16 protein-coding genes are annotated in these 17,382 nt (G+C 48.3%); 7 read left to right on the forward strand and 9 right to left on the reverse strand.

Annotated features, from left to right (window positions below; all coding sequences use genetic code 11):
* Nucleotides 1–301 precede the first annotated feature (301 nt).
* Entirely contained in the window at nucleotides 302–1,777 is a 1,476-nt protein-coding gene (locus tag Pan241w_RS26930; RefSeq protein WP_145222190.1) for a sulfatase-like hydrolase/transferase, read from the reverse strand.
* Nucleotides 1,778–2,171: 394 nt separating this feature from the next.
* Here Pan241w_RS26930 and Pan241w_RS26935 point away from each other — a divergent pair, with 394 nt between their 5' ends.
* Nucleotides 2,172–3,191, forward strand: a complete 1,020-nt coding sequence (locus Pan241w_RS26935; RefSeq protein WP_145222193.1) for an ROK family protein — start codon at nucleotides 2,172–2,174, stop codon at nucleotides 3,189–3,191.
* A gap of 60 nt (nucleotides 3,192–3,251) precedes the next feature.
* Nucleotides 3,252–5,060, forward strand: a complete 1,809-nt coding sequence (gene lepA, locus Pan241w_RS26940) for a translation elongation factor 4 (protein WP_145222196.1) — start codon at nucleotides 3,252–3,254, stop codon at nucleotides 5,058–5,060.
* 35 nt (nucleotides 5,061–5,095) lie between these two features.
* On the opposite strand, the gene Pan241w_RS26945 is transcribed toward lepA, so the two are convergent.
* The 6 genes from Pan241w_RS26945 to Pan241w_RS26970 form a co-directional block, all read right to left on the reverse strand.
* A complete protein-coding gene (locus Pan241w_RS26945) occupies nucleotides 5,096–5,443 on the reverse strand; it encodes an amidohydrolase (protein WP_145222199.1) in 348 nt (115 codons plus the stop codon).
* A 152-nt stretch (nucleotides 5,444–5,595) separates the two neighbouring features.
* Nucleotides 5,596–6,291, reverse strand: coding sequence for a hypothetical protein (locus Pan241w_RS26950; RefSeq protein ID WP_145222202.1), 696 nt, complete (start codon nucleotides 6,289–6,291; stop codon nucleotides 5,596–5,598).
* Between the two features lie 63 nt (nucleotides 6,292–6,354).
* Nucleotides 6,355–7,047 (reverse strand): hypothetical protein, encoded by a 693-nt coding sequence (locus Pan241w_RS26955; RefSeq protein WP_145222205.1) that lies wholly within the window; start codon nucleotides 7,045–7,047, stop codon nucleotides 6,355–6,357.
* A gap of 105 nt (nucleotides 7,048–7,152) precedes the next feature.
* Nucleotides 7,153–7,644, reverse strand: a complete 492-nt coding sequence (locus tag Pan241w_RS26960) for a DUF2752 domain-containing protein (RefSeq protein WP_145222208.1) — start codon at nucleotides 7,642–7,644, stop codon at nucleotides 7,153–7,155.
* A 93-nt stretch (nucleotides 7,645–7,737) separates the two neighbouring features.
* Complete coding sequence (gene dapF / locus Pan241w_RS26965) at nucleotides 7,738–8,577, reverse strand: diaminopimelate epimerase (protein ID WP_145222211.1); 840 nt, start codon at nucleotides 8,575–8,577, stop codon at nucleotides 7,738–7,740.
* Between the two features lie 58 nt (nucleotides 8,578–8,635).
* On the reverse strand, nucleotides 8,636–9,655 hold the full coding sequence (locus Pan241w_RS26970) for a 3'-5' exoribonuclease YhaM family protein (protein WP_145222215.1): 1,020 nt from the start codon (nucleotides 9,653–9,655) through the stop codon (nucleotides 8,636–8,638).
* A gap of 544 nt (nucleotides 9,656–10,199) precedes the next feature.
* On the opposite strand from Pan241w_RS26970, the gene Pan241w_RS26975 reads away from it, so the two are divergent.
* The 5 genes from Pan241w_RS26975 to Pan241w_RS26995 all read left to right on the forward strand — a co-directional run bounded on the left by Pan241w_RS26975 (nucleotide 10,200) and on the right by Pan241w_RS26995 (nucleotide 14,424).
* Nucleotides 10,200–10,538 carry a HesB/IscA family protein gene (locus Pan241w_RS26975; protein WP_145222218.1) on the forward strand — a complete coding sequence of 113 codons (339 nt, stop codon included), beginning with the start codon at nucleotides 10,200–10,202 and terminating at the stop codon, nucleotides 10,536–10,538.
* Nucleotides 10,539–10,924: 386 nt separating this feature from the next.
* A complete protein-coding gene (locus Pan241w_RS26980) occupies nucleotides 10,925–11,707 on the forward strand; it encodes an SDR family NAD(P)-dependent oxidoreductase (RefSeq protein WP_145222220.1) in 783 nt (260 codons plus the stop codon).
* A 263-nt stretch (nucleotides 11,708–11,970) separates the two neighbouring features.
* Nucleotides 11,971–12,858: a DUF6677 family protein gene (locus tag Pan241w_RS26985; RefSeq protein WP_145222223.1), complete on the forward strand. Its 888-nt coding sequence runs from the start codon at nucleotides 11,971–11,973 to the stop codon at nucleotides 12,856–12,858.
* 67 nt (nucleotides 12,859–12,925) lie between these two features.
* Nucleotides 12,926–13,132: a hypothetical protein gene (locus Pan241w_RS26990; RefSeq protein WP_145222226.1), complete on the forward strand. Its 207-nt coding sequence runs from the start codon at nucleotides 12,926–12,928 to the stop codon at nucleotides 13,130–13,132.
* 188 nt (nucleotides 13,133–13,320) lie between these two features.
* Nucleotides 13,321–14,424, forward strand: a complete 1,104-nt coding sequence (locus Pan241w_RS26995) for a beta-ketoacyl-[acyl-carrier-protein] synthase family protein (RefSeq protein WP_145222229.1) — start codon at nucleotides 13,321–13,323, stop codon at nucleotides 14,422–14,424.
* Here the strand turns inward: Pan241w_RS26995 and lptB are convergent.
* A complete protein-coding gene (gene lptB / locus Pan241w_RS27000; RefSeq protein ID WP_145222232.1) occupies nucleotides 14,421–15,203 on the reverse strand; it encodes an LPS export ABC transporter ATP-binding protein in 783 nt (260 codons plus the stop codon). The two genes, Pan241w_RS26995 and lptB, sit on opposite strands and share 4 nt — an antisense overlap.
* Nucleotides 15,204–15,409: 206 nt before the next feature.
* Complete coding sequence (gene lepB / locus Pan241w_RS27005) at nucleotides 15,410–17,281, reverse strand: signal peptidase I (RefSeq protein WP_145222234.1); 1,872 nt, start codon at nucleotides 17,279–17,281, stop codon at nucleotides 15,410–15,412.
* Nucleotides 17,282–17,382: the final 101 nt, after the last annotated feature.

Raw genomic sequence — 17,382 nt, forward strand, 5'->3', positions numbered from 1 at the left:
GGCCGGTGAGTGCCACCGTCAGTACAAATAGCAAAAGTGTCGCCTGACAAAATAGCCGTTTTAAAGGTCCCGAGTTCATAATGTTCCTCAAATCAAGTGTGACAGGTAAGCAATGGGGGAAACTGGCAGGTAAAGCTGCCTGTTATTTATATAGTCAGAAACAGCCTTCGATTTCCTAATGAATGTTTATAAATTCGATTATTGCAAACTCAACGCACGAAATGCAATCAAACAATCCGCTCGAGTCTGAATTTTCGCGTTTTCAATTTCCAAGGGCTTTGTGACCAGCAAAAGTAATCGATCAATCGGCGTAATCTTTCCCGTTCAGACTGTCGACCACAGATTCCTGCCAACCCTGCAATCCCGCTTTCATTTTCTTGAGTCGCTCGGGATCTTTTTTGGACAGGTCCTGCTGTTCCGCTTTATCTTGTGACAGGTGGTATAGAGCAAATTTCGGTGCTCCTTTTTTGGGTACTGACTTCAGTAGCTTAAAATCACCGTCAATCCAGGCAGCTGCTCCCGGCAGGTCCTCTTTCGAATAATGCGTTGCCAAACTGGCGGCGTCCGCATCGGGAACTGGTCCTTTAGGGTTGGGCTGCCCGGGTGTCTGCCGACTTTTGAGATCGAGTAAGATGTCTGTACTGCGTTTTGGGTGCCCTTTTGTCGGATAGGTCCAGAATCCCATTGGCTTGGAACGTGCCATTTTCTGCCCTTCCATCAACGGTAAGAGACTGACGCCATCCAGGTGAGGCTGATGTGAAACTTTGGCGCCAGTAATCTGCAAGACGGTGGGATAAATATCAATCGTCCCGCAAGGCACATTGGTTGTTTCCGGTTTTTTAATGACAGCCGGCCACTCAACGATAGAGGGCACACGAATGCCCCCTTCCCAGAGATTGCCTTTCCAACCTGCCAGACCACCGGTTGCCTGAGAGCGTGCTGCTTCTGTTTTGAACCTGGGAGGACGAGGTCCATTATCGCTGGTAAACCAGAGCAATGTGTTTTCAGCGATGCCCAGATCTCTCAACTGTTGTCGCAAATGCCCCATGGCGCGATCGACACCAGTGATTTCGCCGAAATAGTTTTGAAAGCTGGCATCCTGTTTTGAATAGAGGGATTTCAGTTCCGGAACCGCCTCATGGGGTGTATGCGGATTTCCAAACCAGATCACAGCCAGGAACGGCTTTTCGTTCTTATCTGCCTTTTTGATGAAATCGAGAGCAGCATCCACGGTGACCCGCGAGCTCTCACCTTTCAACTGCTCCACCACTCCATTGTGGCTCATCCAGGGATCATTCTCATAAAAGTTAGGGCTCGATACCCATTCGTCAAAGCCGCTGTTTCCGGGAGAAACCGGGCTGTTTTCCTGAACCGATCCCAAATGCCATTTCCCGAAATGGCCAGTCGTATATCCAACCGATTTGACAGCTTCTGCCACGGTCACTTCCTGTGGCCTTAATGTATGGCCCCAACTGAAACAGGCAAATCGATTTGGATGTCGCCCTGTCAGAAAACTGCCTCGCGTCGGTGAGCAGACAGGGGCCGCCGCATAAAAGCGATCAAAACGCAGTCCGCTTGCGGCCATATCATCCAGGTGCGGCGTTTTCAGAATGGGGTGCCCATTAAAGCTGGTTTCCCCCCAACCCTGGTCGTCAGTCATGCAGAGAATAATGTTCGGACGAGGAGACTGCTTCTCTACGGCACTCAATAAAGAAGGTGTGAAGCTGACACAACAAAAGGCCAGTAAAACAGCAACAAGTCGATAGTCAATAATCATTTCATGCCTCGGGGTTGTACGATAGCGGCTGGGAGAAACGGAATGCCTGAATCGTTTTATCCTGCCTCAAATGAAGTAGGGCGCCAAGGATTTTCACCACATCAGTGCGGATTTTCCGGAAAGTTATTTGGGCCTGAATAGTGTGATACCAGTGCCACTCGCCCTGATTCACAGGTTGTTTTGCCTGGTTCTTGATTGCATCGCTCCCGCCTGCTCGGCTATACTTCGACCTGTGCCCCTGGCCTTCCTCTGAACTGACGTCGATCAACACACACCTAATTAGAGATCACGCTGCGTTTGCAGGTAAATTCGAGGAATTGCATCGAGTGATTTTGGTCAGATAATTTTCGATCTCCAACCCCCACTGAAAAGAACACGAGGAACAACTCGCAACATGAAACCGACAAAAGATTCCGGGCCCTATTTTGTCGGCGTTGATATTGGTGGTACGAATGTCAAAGTTGGCATCGTCAATGACGCGGGGCAGACACTGGCTTTCACCAAGACAAAGACAGAAGTCGCCAAAGGCGTTGACGCCGGCTTAAAGAATATTTATCAGGCAATTGACGATGCCTTATCTGACTGTCATTTTACGATGGACGACATAAAAGCCATCGGAATTGCCACACCGGGTACCATGGACATCCCCGGCGGAAAACTGGTAGACCCTCCCAATCTTCCTACCTGGAAGGGATTTCCCATCCGCCAGGTGGTCTGTGATCATTATTCGGGAAAAAAGACGATCTATCAGAATGACGCGAATGCAGCCGCTTACGGAGAATATTGGGTTGGAGGCGCACGTGAAGCGCATAGTCTGGTACTCTGGACGCTGGGCACGGGCATTGGATGTGGTATTATTATAGATGAGATGATTATTGAAGGCCGCCATTCTCACGGGGGTGAATGTGGTCACATCGTCATCCAAATGACAAATGGGCGATTGTGTGATTCAGGGCAGTATGGCACACTCGAAGCTTATTCGGGTGGTAAATCACTGGTCCGCCACTGCCAGGAGCTTTTGGACGCAGGTCGCCCATCGATATTAAAGGAAATGTTACAGGAAGGGAACAAGCTGAGTCCTCTCTTAATCGCCCAGGCAGCAGAACGAGGGGACGAGTTATCAAACGAATTGATCATGGAATCTGCCATGTGTCTGGGAGTCGGCACCACGACTCTGATGCATACCATTGATCCGGACATAATTTTGTTTGGAGGGGCCGTGACGTTTGGAGGCAAAGACTCTGAACTGGGTCAGCGGTTTATGAATCGAATTCGTCAGGAAGCAAAAACGCGGGCATTTAAAGTCCCTTATGAGAATACCATTATCGACTTTGCCGAACTTGGCTCGGATGCCGGCTACATCGGCGTCGCCGGCTGTGCCCGACTGGCGTGCCTCAAAGCCGAGAAAAAATAATTATCAGACCAGGCCAGCTTTTGCCCTGGTTTTCTTAAATAACAAAATGAGATCCATTCAATGGCAACAGAGACCCGTTTGATTAGAAACTTTTCGATCGTCGCACACATCGACCATGGAAAGAGTACTCTCGCCGATCAATTACTGCTCAAAACCGGCGCCATCACGGAGCGGGAATTTAAAAACCAGATTCTGGACGACTTGCAAATTGAACAGGAACGCGGCATTACCGTCAAAGCACGGACGGTGGTCATCTATCATCAGTACAAAGGCGAAACCTATGAGCTGAACCTGATTGATACCCCCGGACACGTTGACTTTCACTACGAAGTTTCTCGCAGTCTGGCAGCCTGTGAAGGAGCCCTGTTACTCGTCGACGCATTTCAGGGTGTGCAGGCACAGACCGTCGCAAATGCATACGCCAGCATCAATGCCGACCTGTCGATCATCCCGGTCGTCAATAAAATTGACCTGCCGGTAACCCGCATTGATGAAGTTCTGGAAGAGGTGGAAACGGTGATTGGCCTGGACCCGGAAGACGCTTTAATGGTGAGCGCCAAAAGCGGAATCGGCATCGAAGAAACTCTGGATGCGATTGTGGAACGGATTCCCCCCCCAGAAGGAAAAGCCGACGCTCCGTTGCAGGCACTGGTCTTTGACAGCAAATACGACCACTACCGCGGCGTTGTCACATATGTGCGTGTGATTCAGGGAACCATAGAAAAGGGGCAATCGGTTGTCCTGATGCGCGGCGGCGCCAAACTGGATATCATCGAAATTGGCCAGTTCACCCCGCATATGAAACCGACCAAATCCCTCGGACCAGGCCAGGTGGGCTACCTGGTCAGCGGCGCGAAAGAGCTGGATCAGGTTCACGTAGGGGATACGATTGCCAATCCTAAAAACCTGCCCCCCGCGCCCCTGCCCGGTTATCAGACACCACAACAGATGGTGTTCTGCGGCATGTATCCGATTGAAGCAACCGACTTCGAAAAACTACGGGATGAGTTACAGAAGCTGAGTTTAAACGATGCCAGCTTCAGCTTTGTTCCCGAAACCAGCGATGCCCTCGGTTTTGGTTTCCGTTGCGGTTTTCTAGGCATGCTGCATATGGAAATTATTCAGCAGCGCCTGGAGCAGGAATTCAATATCGACCTGCTGCAGACCGCCCCTAACGTAACCTATGAAATCCTGGAACGAAACGGAAACATCCTGCATATTGACAATCCACAGGATGTTCCAGATGCCAGCCGCATTGAGGAATTCCGGGAACCGATTGCTCTGGTGACGTTCATTCTGCCGGCAGAAAATATTGGCACGATGATGCAATTATGTGCGGATCGGCGAGGGATCTACAAGAACACCGAGTATCTGGGTACGAATCGGGCGCAACTGATTTATGAACTGCCATTAGCAGAAATCGTGTACGACATGTATGACCGCCTGAAGAGTGCGACTCGCGGGTATGGTACCATGGACTACGACATCATCGGCTTCCGCGCCGCTGATCTGGTAAAAATGGACATCCTCGTCAAAGGCGAAAAAGTCGACGCACTCTCGACTATCGTCCATCGTTCGCAGTCCGAACGCCGGGGCCGCGCGCTGGTTAAGCGTCTGAAAGAAGAGATCTCGAAGCATCAGTTTGAAATTCCTGTGCAAGCGGCGATTGGTGGTAAGATCATCGCCCGTGAAACCATCAAAGCACTGCGCAAAAATGTGACCGCGAAATGTTACGGCGGCGACATCACCCGCAAACGCAAGCTGTGGGAAAAACAGAAAGAGGGTAAAAAACGGCTCAAACAATTTGGCCAAGTCGAAATCCCTCAGAAAGCATTTCTGGCGGTCCTGGATGCGACCAAAGACGAGTAGCATAAAACCAGCGGGACATGTTCCATCTCCCGCGATTATTCAACCTGCTCCAGCAATTCTTCCAGCGCTTTCGTGCAGGCCTTCATGGAAATCACGGCCTGCTGAAAATTCATATGCAGCGATGCTTCCGGCGCATCAAGGGCAAATTGATCGGTGGCCTTGCGTAGTTTGCTGATTTTCTTTCGCAGCATTTTCAGATACGCATCGGGATCATCGACGCGAGTTTCCAATGCCCGCGATGTATCAAACACGGCACGCGCGATATGCATCAACTCCGGAAAATCCTCGACCTCATCACTGTGCTTAATGAAGGTCCGCACCATCCACGCATGCGATAAAATAATCTGACTGCGCTCAACGGCTTCCTGTTTGCTGTAAGTCATCTTTGGTCAGCACTCTGAAATTCAACAGTAATTGTTTTGACGCTCTGCAACGCAATTCGTTGCTTCTGCACTTGAAAAGTAACTGCTGGAAAGGTGACTTGCAAGAGTCCAGAATGAAAACAACCGTGAGACAATTCGAACAATCGCGATAATTAAATCGAATGTGTGAAATCGTCGCCACGATAATATTCGTAAAACAGGCGGCCTATTTCATCGCTCAACCGCGAAAGATACTCTTTCTTGAATTTGGAGAACGTGACTTCCGATGTCGCACGGGGTGCACGCAGTGGATAGAACGAAGTAATTTCTTTGCTGTAAAGTTTTTCGCCTTCGCCGTTCTCATCCATTTCATAAACCGTCACCATACCTTCCGCACGGCCACGGTAAAGATCGGAACTGTTTTCCTCATACAAACTGTATTCATGCAACTCGACATGAATCACATACGTTACGTCGAATGCTTCACCAATTTCTTCCGGCTTGTCCCAATCGGGATTTTCATCCAGCCAGGCACGAATTTGATCCGGGTTCACAACTTTCACACCATGCTGGTGTAGTTGGAACGTCGTGTACTTTGCCAGATCGTTATGAATGCCATCGAAATTATACTGCAACTCCAGTGGGGCATAGCAGACAATCGCAACCGTCACATCTTTGTCCGTCATTGATTTCTGAGTTTGCGAGTCGAAATCCGGTTCAATGGAAGGGGGACCACCAATCAGATACCCTAACAGAATAAAGTAATTGCAGCCCGACATCGTAGTACACAACACCAGCACCAGCGCCAGTTTTGTGACGACATTAAAGAAACCTTTATGAACACATTGTCCGAACGAAAAAATTGTCATCGTGTGATCCTTCACAACTCCGAATTAAATTCTGGTGCTACTTCTGTATGTAAAACGGAAGAACTAAATTCCGTCACCTGCATGATAATTGTAGAAGAAGCGACCAATCTGATCGGCGATGCGATCCAGATATTTTTTCCTGAAGACTTTGGGGGATTCCTGCTCGATAGAAACCGGTAAATGACTCGGGTACTCTGACGTATATTCACTGGAAAAGACTTCCAGTGCCCGCCTCATCCCATCTGCTTCCATCACTTCATAGGCCGAAACATTTCCGAATGCTTTTCCTCGCAGCAGATTGGGACTGTTGGGTTCGCGATAATCGAACTCGTCGATATCGACATGAATGATATAATCCACTTCGAAATTTTCAGCCAGTTCATCGACATCGTTCCAGACTCCGCCATTGTCATCTAACCAGGTCGCTACTTCTCCGGTGTCCATGACTTCGATATCCTGACGCTTCAAACGATAGGTAATCTGTTCCAACAAATCATAATTCAACGAAGGGTAATCGGAACGAATCGATTCCGGCGTCGAACAGATCACCAGCACTTTTTTCTTATCCTCAGTTAAGTCAACCTTGGTGCGTTTGGTGAATTCACAGGTAATGAGCGGATCACCAAAAAACATCTTGCCAGCCATGACGTACAATGAGCATCCACTGGCACTCAAACAGACCAGCGTTAACAACACCACTGCAAAACAGTGCTGGTTGAAAAAACGGGCGACTTGGATGTGGATTGCATTTCGCATATTGTCTGCCATCCTTGGCATGAACCGAAATAATAGATTTTGTGAGGAAATGATTTGATAGATGGGATTGGTATGTTTTCCGGATGAACCGGAGTGTCTCTAATATTAAAAGGTCAACCGCAGTGCCCACTCTGCCACCGTGATCATGACCAGACCACACATGAGCCAGAGTAGACAGACTTCAGGATTGGAGACCAGCCAGAGTCGCTTGCGATACACGCTGATCCAGGACCAGGGAATCATCACAAGACAGACGATTGCCAGGACCAAACCAGAGGTATTGGCCTGAGCAGACTGACGGATCTGACCTCGAACAAAATGTGAAAAGGAAGTTGTCATCCCACAACTGGGACAGGGAATGGATAGTTGATTTCGTATAACGCAAGGTGCAAAACCAAGTCGTTGATGGGTACCAAATCCACGTGGATCCGGTTTTGTTTGAATCGCAACACTAAACCCGGCAATTAGAAACAGACTCCAACTGATTAACAGCAATTGCAATTTCCAGCCAATGGGATGTCCCGGATTGGAAGGAAGCAGTGCTGAAAACAGGTCGTTGTCTGTCGAATTGGTTGTTGGTTTGGAATTGAAATTCATTTTGAGAATGAGAGAAGCCGTTGTTTATCAGTTCTATTATTTTACTGCAAGACCATTTCAAAAAAATGTCCCGTCAGTCGATATTCTCTCCGATCACTGTGGTCCCGTCCAGATACCCTCATACACTTCTACGGCGGGTCCTGTCATAAAGACTTCATCCGAGCCAGCCCATTCCAGACGTAAGTCGCCACCTGGCAGGTGGATAAGCACATTTCGTTCAGAACGACCTGTCAATACACCAGCGACCGCAGAGGCACAAGCGCCCGTTCCACAGGCTTGTGTTTCCCCCGAACCCCGCTCCCAGACACGCATCTTGAGCTCGGCAGGAGAGATGACCTCAATGAATTCGGCGTTCACTCGATTGGGGAACATGGCATGCACTTCGACCTGAGGCCCAACCACATGCACCCAATGATCATTGACTTCTTCGACAAACGTGATGCAGTGCGGGTTCCCCATGGAAACGCAAGTCACCTCCAGCTTCTGTTCACCCAGATCCAGCTCTGCATTCACAGGAGGATCGCCGGGAAGTAAGGTGGGAATCTCCGCACTGGTTAAGATTGGTTTTCCCATATTCACACGCACCTGACTGACTTTCTGACCGGTGAGTTCGAGATCCAGCTTCAGAATGCCGGCTCCTGTTTCGATCTTCAAATGATCCTGCTGCGCAATCCCATGGTCGTAAACATATTTGGCCACACAGCGAATTCCATTGCCACACATTTCCGATTCGCTGCCGTCTGCGTTAAACATACGCATCTGCGCATCGGCTGTTTCCGAAGGGCAAATTAAAATCAGGCCATCCGAGCCGATGCCTTTATGGCGGTCACTGACCTGAATCGCCAGGCTGGCAATATCTTGAGGCAGTGTCTCTTCAAAACAGTTGACGTAGACATAATCATTGCCTGCGCCGTGCATCTTGGTAAATTTCATCGTTGTGTTTCTAGATCGTCAATTGGTTAAAGGTTGTAATAAAGGGACCACGAAAAGTTCATTCGGACGATTTCAATCCCAGAAAAATACTTCTGCGTAAGGCATTATCCCGACTGGAAAACTCATCTTCGTTGCTGGGCAGAATATTTTCCAGTGTTGTCGCCACCATATGGAACTTGGCATCAATATCATCCGCATAATGGACCAGTAATGCTTCCGGCGTGTGCGGCGCAATCGGAGAACCCCACTCCGGTAAATTCTGATGCGAAACAATCATATGTTCCAGTCGCAATAAGGTTTCCGGTTCGAGATCATCAAACTTTTGAGCATGTTCCCGTACCAGATCCCGTCCCAGCAGAATATGGCCAATCAGTCGTCCCGCCGGTGTATAACTGGAGGCATGTGGTTTGTACTCCAGCTCGGTTAGCTTCCCAATGTCATGCAAGATGGCTCCTGCAATCACCAGTGATTTATTTAAAGGAGGTTGCATGTTCTGATAATAGACCGCATATTTATCCGCTAAATAGTCGGCGGTCCTGGTCACTGACAGCACATGCTCCAGAAAACCGCCTGTAAATGCATGATGATTCTTACTGGCAGCGGCGATCGTTTTGATCTGGTCTGCATACGTTTCCAGTATATCCAGCACCAGATTTCGCAAGGGTACTTCTTCGATTTGCTCGCTGGCGATTTCGTTCAGTTCCTGAAGCATTTCCTCACTCGAAAAGCGAGAGCGTTTAAAATACAGGCTGGAATCAAATCCATCAGCAGCATCATCGTCGATCACTGCGCGAATGCGATCGATGTCCAGTTGAGGACCATATTTATTTTCATCATAGCGAGCTCGGACTTTATAAAATTCTCCCTCTGTCCACTGAGACTCGCAATCTTCAAACCAGGGTGTATCACTCCAGATCATCGCGGTTGCAGTAATGGTATGATCACGGAACAGAACGCGAAAATATGGTTTCCCATCACGCGTGTTGGCTTTCTCTTTAGAAACCAACAGCACAAAACTGTCCGCGAACTGCCCCGGTTCCATTTCGCTTAATAACATCAATTGTCGAGGTGCATTCATCAGACCCGCCTCAGCCGTTCAAAACAGAAATCGAAAATATTATCCCATTCTAACCTGTACCCAGGTTTATTGTAGCGTCTCCACCATTATTTGGACTGACTACTCTGGTTTGACTTACATGACCGTGAAACAGCGCACCCCAAATCGAATTGCCATCCTCGCCAATCCAGACTGTTTTCACCAGCCTGCTCCTATTCAAGACAATTGAATCCATTTTAGGCTCGCTTTTTTAATACTGCCTGCTTGAAAATAAAAATTCTAAATCCCTGTAAAATTCAAGCTGAAATTTGCCGTCTCCAAACCTGAAAATATCGATAAGGCACCACAGTTAAACAACTTAATAAAAACGGCCTGTTTAGAGAGAACTCTGTAAAAACTATCTCGGAAAATAGGAAGAGCCTGCTATAATATTAAAAGCGAGCCAAGTCCGTCATAAGCTCGTGTTCCCCTGAAGTTGTAACTCAATTTTGGGTCTATTCTTGCCATATGAACCTGATTTCAGGTTAAGAAACTTAACTACATTTTAAAGCGGAGATTTTTTTCCATGGCTGTCACAATAACTGAAAATGCTTCCAAAGAGCTCAAGCGATTTCTGGAGGATGGGGGCAATGGTGAAGCTTCTGTGTTAAGAATCGGCATCCTGTCGGGTGGTTGCAGTGGATTCGAGTACGATTTCCGTTTTGTTCAAGAAGCTGAAATTGACGCAGACAATGACACGATTTCCGAGCAACATGGTGTCAAAATCGTCGTCGATAAAAAGAGCAATCTTTATCTCGATGGGACGACCGTTGATTTCTACGAAAGCCTTGAAAAACGCGGATTTACGTTCGAGAACCCCAATGCAGTCAAGTCCTGTGGATGCGGCAGTAGTTTCTCTGTCTGATTCAGCAATCAACGTCTGAATCAAATCGATTCGAGAACAATCGAACTTTCCGAAGATTTTGCCGAGGAGCAGAGAATGCTCCTCGGTTTTCTTTGTTTTCAGGCGGCAGTTGTTTACAGTTTATCTCTGGTTCATCCAGTTTCCGAGATTCTGGATTGAAACGCGCTCCCAGATCGAGATGCTACCAACTCAATCAGGACTGCAAGTGCGTTTGATTCGCCAAAGCCTGGAAAAGCGCTCTCCGCAGACATATCTGATGTTTCCTGTCGGCCCTGCGACTACCACAAAGGTAATCAGATCGCTATAACAAGAACAAAGCCTGTAGTGGTTCTGATTCGTCATGAATCGCATACACTATCAACGAAAAAATGAAGGAAGTAAAAACAATGAAGCTGGAAGGGCGAAATGCGCTCGTAACAGGCGCCTCCCGGGGAATTGGTCGTGGATGTGCAATTGAAATGGCAAGAGAAGGGGCGAATGTTGCCATCAACTATCGATCTCATCCTGAAGAAGCAGAAGCAGCAGCAGAAGAAGCACGCTCCTTTGGTGTGAAAGCAATCACAATCCAGGCTGATGTTTCTGACCAGGAATCTGTCGAGGCAGCTGTTGCGAAAGTCGCGGAAGAATTCGGCAGCCTTGATCTGTTTGTTTCCAATTCTGCCTACAGCGACCGTGAACTGATTCTGGAAGCTGATATGGAAGGCTTCAAAAGAACCATTGATGTCACAATGTGGGGTGCTTTCTTTGGCGTTCGTGCGGCAGCCGGTCAAATGACCAAACAGGGAAAAGGTGGTTCGATCGTTGTCATCAGTTCTCCCCACGCCGTCATTGCAATTCCCACATCCGCAGCCTACAACATGGCCAAAGCGGCAATTGATCACATGGCACGAACGGCGGCCATCGAACTTGCACAACATAAAATTCGTGTGAATACCGTGCATCCCGGCTGGATTGATACTCCAGGAGAGCGAAAATTCTTTACCGATGAGCAACTACAGGCGGGAGCAGAAAATATTCCCTGGAAACGTCTGGGAAGCCCCAACGAAGTTGGCAAGCTTGTGGCATTTCTCTCCAGTTCTGATGCAGATTATATGACCGGAGGTACTACCACGATCGATGGTGGAATCAGTCTTCCCTGGTGGTCAAATCGAGCAGAAGGGGCACAATAATTCCAGAGGAAAGATCGGGCTGATCCCCAACCTGTCCCTGAGTTAGCACAATGGGCACAACTCTTTATATATCATAGACTTCAGGTTGGCCTAGCCCTTTCGTTCTTGATGAGATACACTACTATTTCCTGTGAAACTGCTACCAGGATTCAGGTTGCTTAAGAGTGCGCTTCTGATTTGGTAACTTTACGACTAAGATTCATCACTGGAAAACGAATTACATTGATTCATCCTTTACCGAGGAAGTGCCTGAGGATCCTGAAATGACTGACAGTCACAATAAAATTGACTTGAAAAATCCGGTCATCGCCGCGATTTTGGCGTTTCTGATTCCCGGTGCCGGCCACCTTTATCAAGGCCGAACTTTCAAAGCAGCCATCTACTGCTTCTGTATTCTGAGCACCTTTTTTTGCGGCATGGCACTCGGCGACTGGAAAACCGTCTATTACCAATCGCAGCCGGGGAAACGGACACTCGGTTATTTCGCACAAGTCGGTGTGGGCTTACCTGCTCTGCCGGCATTAGTCCAGACATCTCGCTATAACAAACTGGTCTCCCCCTCGAATCTTGCAAGAAATGACGTTGATTCCAACTATTTTGAATCGCACCCTTACCGCATGGAAATGCCTTTGGAAGCACCCTTCAAAGGCACCCTTCTGGATCGAGGCGATGATGGTAAAAATATCAGTGGCCAGTTAGAAGGCTATATCAAACTCAAAACTGTTCCCAGTGATTTCGGTACCGCAATTACCGGAACGTTTGAAGGGACGCTGGATAACAAGCCTATCTCCCCTCTGAATCTTTCCGATCCAGTAGGCCTTGGTCTACCACTGGGCGGAGACAAAGAGCGAGCTCTGGAATGTGCCGTCGTGCGGGACCTCGATGGGAGGCAAACAGACACAGGGCATATTGAAGGTTCGATTCCCAGACCCTTTTTGAACTGGTTTGAAATGCCATTAAGCAATCGAGAGCTTGATGATATCAATAAAAAACTTGGAAAACGGTACGAATTTGCTGTCGTCTTCACCTGGATTGCCGGACTATTAAATCTGCTTGTGATCTGGGATGCCTTTGAAGGTCCCGCCTACGGAAGAGGTGATGAAGAACAAGCCGCCTCTCAAAAAAAACAGAGTTCAGATTCAAAAACTTAAGTAAACTGAAATCCTTTGAAGTACACCATATTCATCCCCCCATTGATCAATTAAAGGCCCCTGCAGCATGTCGAATTCACTACTATTAGCGAACCAGGTAAATGCCGTAGTCTACCTGATTCCGCTCCTGGCGGTGATCAGTCTAGTCTATAATGCCACGCGATATGAAATTCCACAGGTGATTATTCAGCGTTCGATCCGTTTTTTCTTCACGGCGATCATTATCATGGGTGGGCTCATGACAGTATTGGCGTTACTCTCCTGGAACCTGTGAACACTTTAACACACTGCAATACGGTTAATGATACGACAAACTATCTGACCGTGTCACTTTTTTTGACTTCTTAAAATTTTATTCTCATTTATTTCTATTCAATTGCACTTTAGGTAAATGTTGCACATACTCAGACGATTGCGGGGTTATGGATTCCCTTTCTGCAATAGTTAGGTTGGGATTACTTTATGCAGAATAATGGATTTGCACTGACGGAGTTAGTAGATCTGGCGGATCATACTGACCTGTTTGAGCTATTGGATAATGAAAGTGTTTACGCACTATCTCATCAGGGTGTCTCTGCGGGCTTCTCAAGCGTCAAAGCGATTAGCCGTTCTACCGGGATTGAGACACGTCGACTGCTACAGCTAGATCTCTCACCCATAGATATCGCGACTGCCATCGCTGAGAAGCTGCAGTTAACGGTTGGCTTTGACTGGGCTGAATGCCCGGCGATTCTGCTCTGTCATTCTCATACAAATAACCAGTCGGCTCGCCAGTTATGTGACCAGCTCGCCGAGAAACTGGATATCCCGCCGGAAAGGTTCATCGCCTTAAACTATGGATGTGTCGGCTTCATCGAGCTTCTGAGCCGTGCCACACAACTCCTGGAAGATCAGCCAGAGGGTGTGCACATCCCTCTGCTCACTGTCGAAACCCCCGAGCACTGGCATGACTCTTCCGACAAGGCTTTCTGTGGGATTGTCTCAGCAGGTGCCACCGGCACAACGCTCTGGCGAGGCCCGGGGCATTCCCTGCTGCATGTTGAAACAGCGACCGAATATATTCCCCCCGAACGCCGCAAAGAAGATTTACCACTATTTTGGACCGAACAGGGAGACATGTACGACTTCCGCGGTCAACCCGAGCACAAACTGGTCATGCACATGGATGGCGAATCCGTTTTCCTGAATGGCGTGGACCTGATGCTCGAAGCGTGCCTCAAATCTTATAAGCAGCTTTCTGATGCTGCGGACCGGATTTTGATTGCCCCGCATCAACCAAGTGGCAAATTGTTAAAAGCCATGATTGCCGCAGCACGGCAGATTCCAATTCAGGCTGATTTTCTCAATAATCTGCCGAATTACGGTAACTCCATTTCATCAACAATTCCCACAATTCTGGCGCGTCTGGAAGAAGTTGTGGAAGAAAACGGTTATGCCCCTGTGAATGAAGGCGCCCTGATTCTATTACCTGCAGCTGGCATCTGCATGGATCGCCTGACCGATTCGATGTGTATCGGAAGAGCAGCTCTCAAATGGCAACCAGGACGTTATCGAAACGAATCCTAAGCAGCGTCCCGTTCAAATGCACGGGACCCAAAAGCTTCTCGTCCTTCGATAATCGATCCTTTGTCAAACCGCTTACCAAAGTATAATGCCTGAGCCGATTCATCACTGAGCACCGTCTCTGCATCGCCGCTGACGAGTACCTGACCAGCACTGATGATGTAACTGCGGTCAGTAATCGTTAACGTCTCACGTTCGCGGTGGTCTGTTAGCAAAATTGAAATTCCGCTATCACGCAAATCAGCAATGATATCCTGGATATCGTGAATCGTGACTGGGTCAATTCCCGTAAAGGGTTCATCCAGCAAAATCAGTTCCGGAGAACTGGCCAGGCAACGGGCTATCTCCAACCGCCGGCGTTCTCCCCCAGAGAGTGTCGAGGCAATCTGCTTGCGCTTTGCCGTCAAGCCAAATTGGTCCAGCAAGTGATAAACGGTCTCGTGTCTTTGTCGGCGGTTCAAGTCAAGAAACTCGAGGATGGCATAGATGTTCTGCTCAATCGAAAGTTTGACAAACACACTTTCATCCTGAGGCAGGTAGCCCATCCCTTGTCGCGCCCGTTTATACATCGGCCAGGAAGTAACATCTTTTCCTTCGAGATAGACACGTCCCTTGGTAGGCGCAATCATACCACATGCCATGCGAAAAGTGGTTGTCTTGCCGGCGCCATTGGGCCCCAAAAGGCCTACGATTTCACCACGTTCCACGTAAAAATCGACGCCATCCACGGCGCGTTTCCCGGGATAATCTTTGACCAGCCCCACACATTCCAACAATGCCATCGTACACGTCCTCCTTGACGAATCCGTTTGCTTTAAGACTCATTGTGCGCATTCTAGAGCGCATCACATTTTACCATATCGAATTCAATCTAATATACTCGGTCCAAATGGCCTTGAAAACGCTACAGTAAAACTGGACACAGTCTAGCAAAAACATTGAATCTGCTTAAGATCGATTTACCAACACTTTCCAGCAGAGCAGGCCGCTATCGAATGCGTTTCATCCTGGAAAAATTAGGATAAAAGGGAACCGAAAGTTTGGCATACGGATCCTTGGTGGGATAGTGACCTGGTGAAGTCTGGTGGTAGAAAAACTTCTTTAAAGGCCCCACATTGGGTGAATAACCACGGCCATCATTCATAAACGGAATTCCATGAGGCCAGTAAATCATGAATGCTTTTCCGACCAGCGCAGACCGGGGCACTGCATGCCGTCGTTCGGCTTCACGGTCATTTCCCCACAAACGACTGTCAGCACTGCGAGCAGAGTTATCTCCCAGCACAAAAAATTCCTCATCCGACATTTTTGCGAATCGAACCTGTTGACGATGATCTTCGTACTGACGACTCCAGGCAGCCGGATCCCATAGTAATTCCCACAAATGCCGCCGATCCCCAGAATACTCCTGGTTCTGATAATACTCATCCGCGCGGTAATAAATATCACGCTGCAGATATAGATGAGAAATCACAAAATCAGCCCCCCGACCTGCAACGCCGGCAGGAGCCAGATCCCCTTCTCGGGGAGCGGGAGAAACAGGTGGCTGGTATTGTGTCATGTTTCCCAGATCAAGGGCCGTCCCGTTGACCCAGAGACAGAGCCTCTGATCCACATTCGCAAACATCAGGGAATAGGAACCTTTGCCTTTGACTTCCGTCTGAATCGATGCCAATTCGGTTTCTACCGGCTCCGGGTTGGGAAAGTCTTCCACGTAATAGAGTTTTGCTACCCCCGTCTTCAGATCAAAGCGAACTCGATAATGACGATCGCCCCGCATCAGCTCGACAAAGAATTCGCCCCCCTCAGACTGAATCTCGACATCGAAATTAAGTGTTAAATCACCAACCCAAAAAGCAGCGTCATACATAAACGCCCCCGATGACGAGCCGCCCGAGTAATTATTGTAGGCGGTGTAATCGCTGATCAAACGCGGTTGCGGTGGCGAAGATGCCATCGTCTGTTTGAATAATTCCGGATTCTCCTGTAACAATGTCCATTCCGACTGACGGGGAACGAAATGCTGATAGCGCAACCACTCCAGATTTTGCTCATCTGCAGTCGCAGCGCTCCCCCGATACTGATAAGCACGCGACTCCTGATCAATTTCCCAGGCTGATTCTTTCAAACCCTCGAACTTTGTCTCATTCGGAGCAACCTGACGCATGGGAGACCAACGTTCCGGCCAGTCAAACTGAAGGATTTCGCGTGGCGGATAGTCATCATCGTAAACCAACTGCTGGACTGCCAGTTGTTTCTGCAGGTTATCCTTACGGAGAATGACAAACGGATCTTTCTCATTTTTTCGGGCATACACGTCACCCCGGGAAATCTGAATCTCTTCGCCGGGCAAACCAACCAGTCGTTTAATGTAATTCGTTTGTGATGCTTCGGGGTATTTGAAAACAATCACATCCCAGCGATTCGGATCTCCAAAATCAAAGGGGAACTTATTAACAATAATCCGATCACCAGTGAATGGCATCGCATCCTGCAGATCACTGTAGTAGCGACAGTTCGGGCAATAAGCACCTGTTACTTTATTGGATGGAATATAATATTCTGTTTTTTCCACCAGTTCATCACTGGCACCTACGGCGTATTTCACGCCGCACTCAGCACAATTCAATTCTTTATGACGGCCATACAAAGTAGGCGCCATCGACCCTGTTGGAATCACAAAGGCTTCGGCGGAATAGGCACGAAAGACAAATGCAAAGACCAGTGCGATGATGATCGACTCGATCGTATCACGCAGTTCATTGTGCCTTCCCGGAATCTTCTCTTTCTCCGCCTGGGCAGGTTCGGCCTGTTTAGTCAGGTCTTTTTTACTTTTAGACTTATCTGTTTTTTTTGTCATTACAAATAACCTGCCAATAATTCGTAGCCAGCTAGAAAACCAGTGCTGATCAATGTCAGTCGGTTCTGGTGATTCGCTGCTGGAGTTGGTTTATGAAATTC

Source organism: Gimesia alba (assembly GCF_007744675.1).
GTDB lineage: Bacteria > Planctomycetota > Planctomycetia > Planctomycetales > Planctomycetaceae > Gimesia > Gimesia alba.

Excerpts from the sequence above, each read along its gene's own strand:
- Pan241w_RS26930 (WP_145222190.1), bottom strand. The coding sequence starts at position 1,777 with ATGATTATTGACTATCGACTTGTTGCTGTTTTACTGGCCTTTTGTTGT.
- Pan241w_RS26935 (WP_145222193.1), top strand. The coding sequence starts at position 2,172 with ATGAAACCGACAAAAGATTCCGGGCCCTATTTTGTCGGCGTTGATATT.
- lepA (WP_145222196.1), top strand. The coding sequence starts at position 3,252 with ATGGCAACAGAGACCCGTTTGATTAGAAACTTTTCGATCGTCGCACAC.
- Pan241w_RS26945 (WP_145222199.1), bottom strand. The coding sequence starts at position 5,443 with ATGACTTACAGCAAACAGGAAGCCGTTGAGCGCAGTCAGATTATTTTA.
- Pan241w_RS26950 (WP_145222202.1), bottom strand. The coding sequence starts at position 6,291 with ATGACAATTTTTTCGTTCGGACAATGTGTTCATAAAGGTTTCTTTAAT.
- Pan241w_RS26955 (WP_145222205.1), bottom strand. The coding sequence starts at position 7,047 with ATGCGAAATGCAATCCACATCCAAGTCGCCCGTTTTTTCAACCAGCAC.
- Pan241w_RS26960 (WP_145222208.1), bottom strand. The coding sequence starts at position 7,644 with ATGAATTTCAATTCCAAACCAACAACCAATTCGACAGACAACGACCTG.
- dapF (WP_145222211.1), bottom strand. The coding sequence starts at position 8,577 with ATGAAATTTACCAAGATGCACGGCGCAGGCAATGATTATGTCTACGTC.
- Pan241w_RS26970 (WP_145222215.1), bottom strand. The coding sequence starts at position 9,655 with ATGAATGCACCTCGACAATTGATGTTATTAAGCGAAATGGAACCGGGG.
- Pan241w_RS26975 (WP_145222218.1), top strand. The coding sequence starts at position 10,200 with ATGGCTGTCACAATAACTGAAAATGCTTCCAAAGAGCTCAAGCGATTT.
- Pan241w_RS26980 (WP_145222220.1), top strand. The coding sequence starts at position 10,925 with ATGAAGCTGGAAGGGCGAAATGCGCTCGTAACAGGCGCCTCCCGGGGA.
- Pan241w_RS26985 (WP_145222223.1), top strand. The coding sequence starts at position 11,971 with ATGACTGACAGTCACAATAAAATTGACTTGAAAAATCCGGTCATCGCC.
- Pan241w_RS26990 (WP_145222226.1), top strand. The coding sequence starts at position 12,926 with ATGTCGAATTCACTACTATTAGCGAACCAGGTAAATGCCGTAGTCTAC.
- Pan241w_RS26995 (WP_145222229.1), top strand. The coding sequence starts at position 13,321 with ATGCAGAATAATGGATTTGCACTGACGGAGTTAGTAGATCTGGCGGAT.
- lptB (WP_145222232.1), bottom strand. The coding sequence starts at position 15,203 with ATGGCATTGTTGGAATGTGTGGGGCTGGTCAAAGATTATCCCGGGAAA.
- lepB (WP_145222234.1), bottom strand. The coding sequence starts at position 17,281 with ATGACAAAAAAAACAGATAAGTCTAAAAGTAAAAAAGACCTGACTAAA.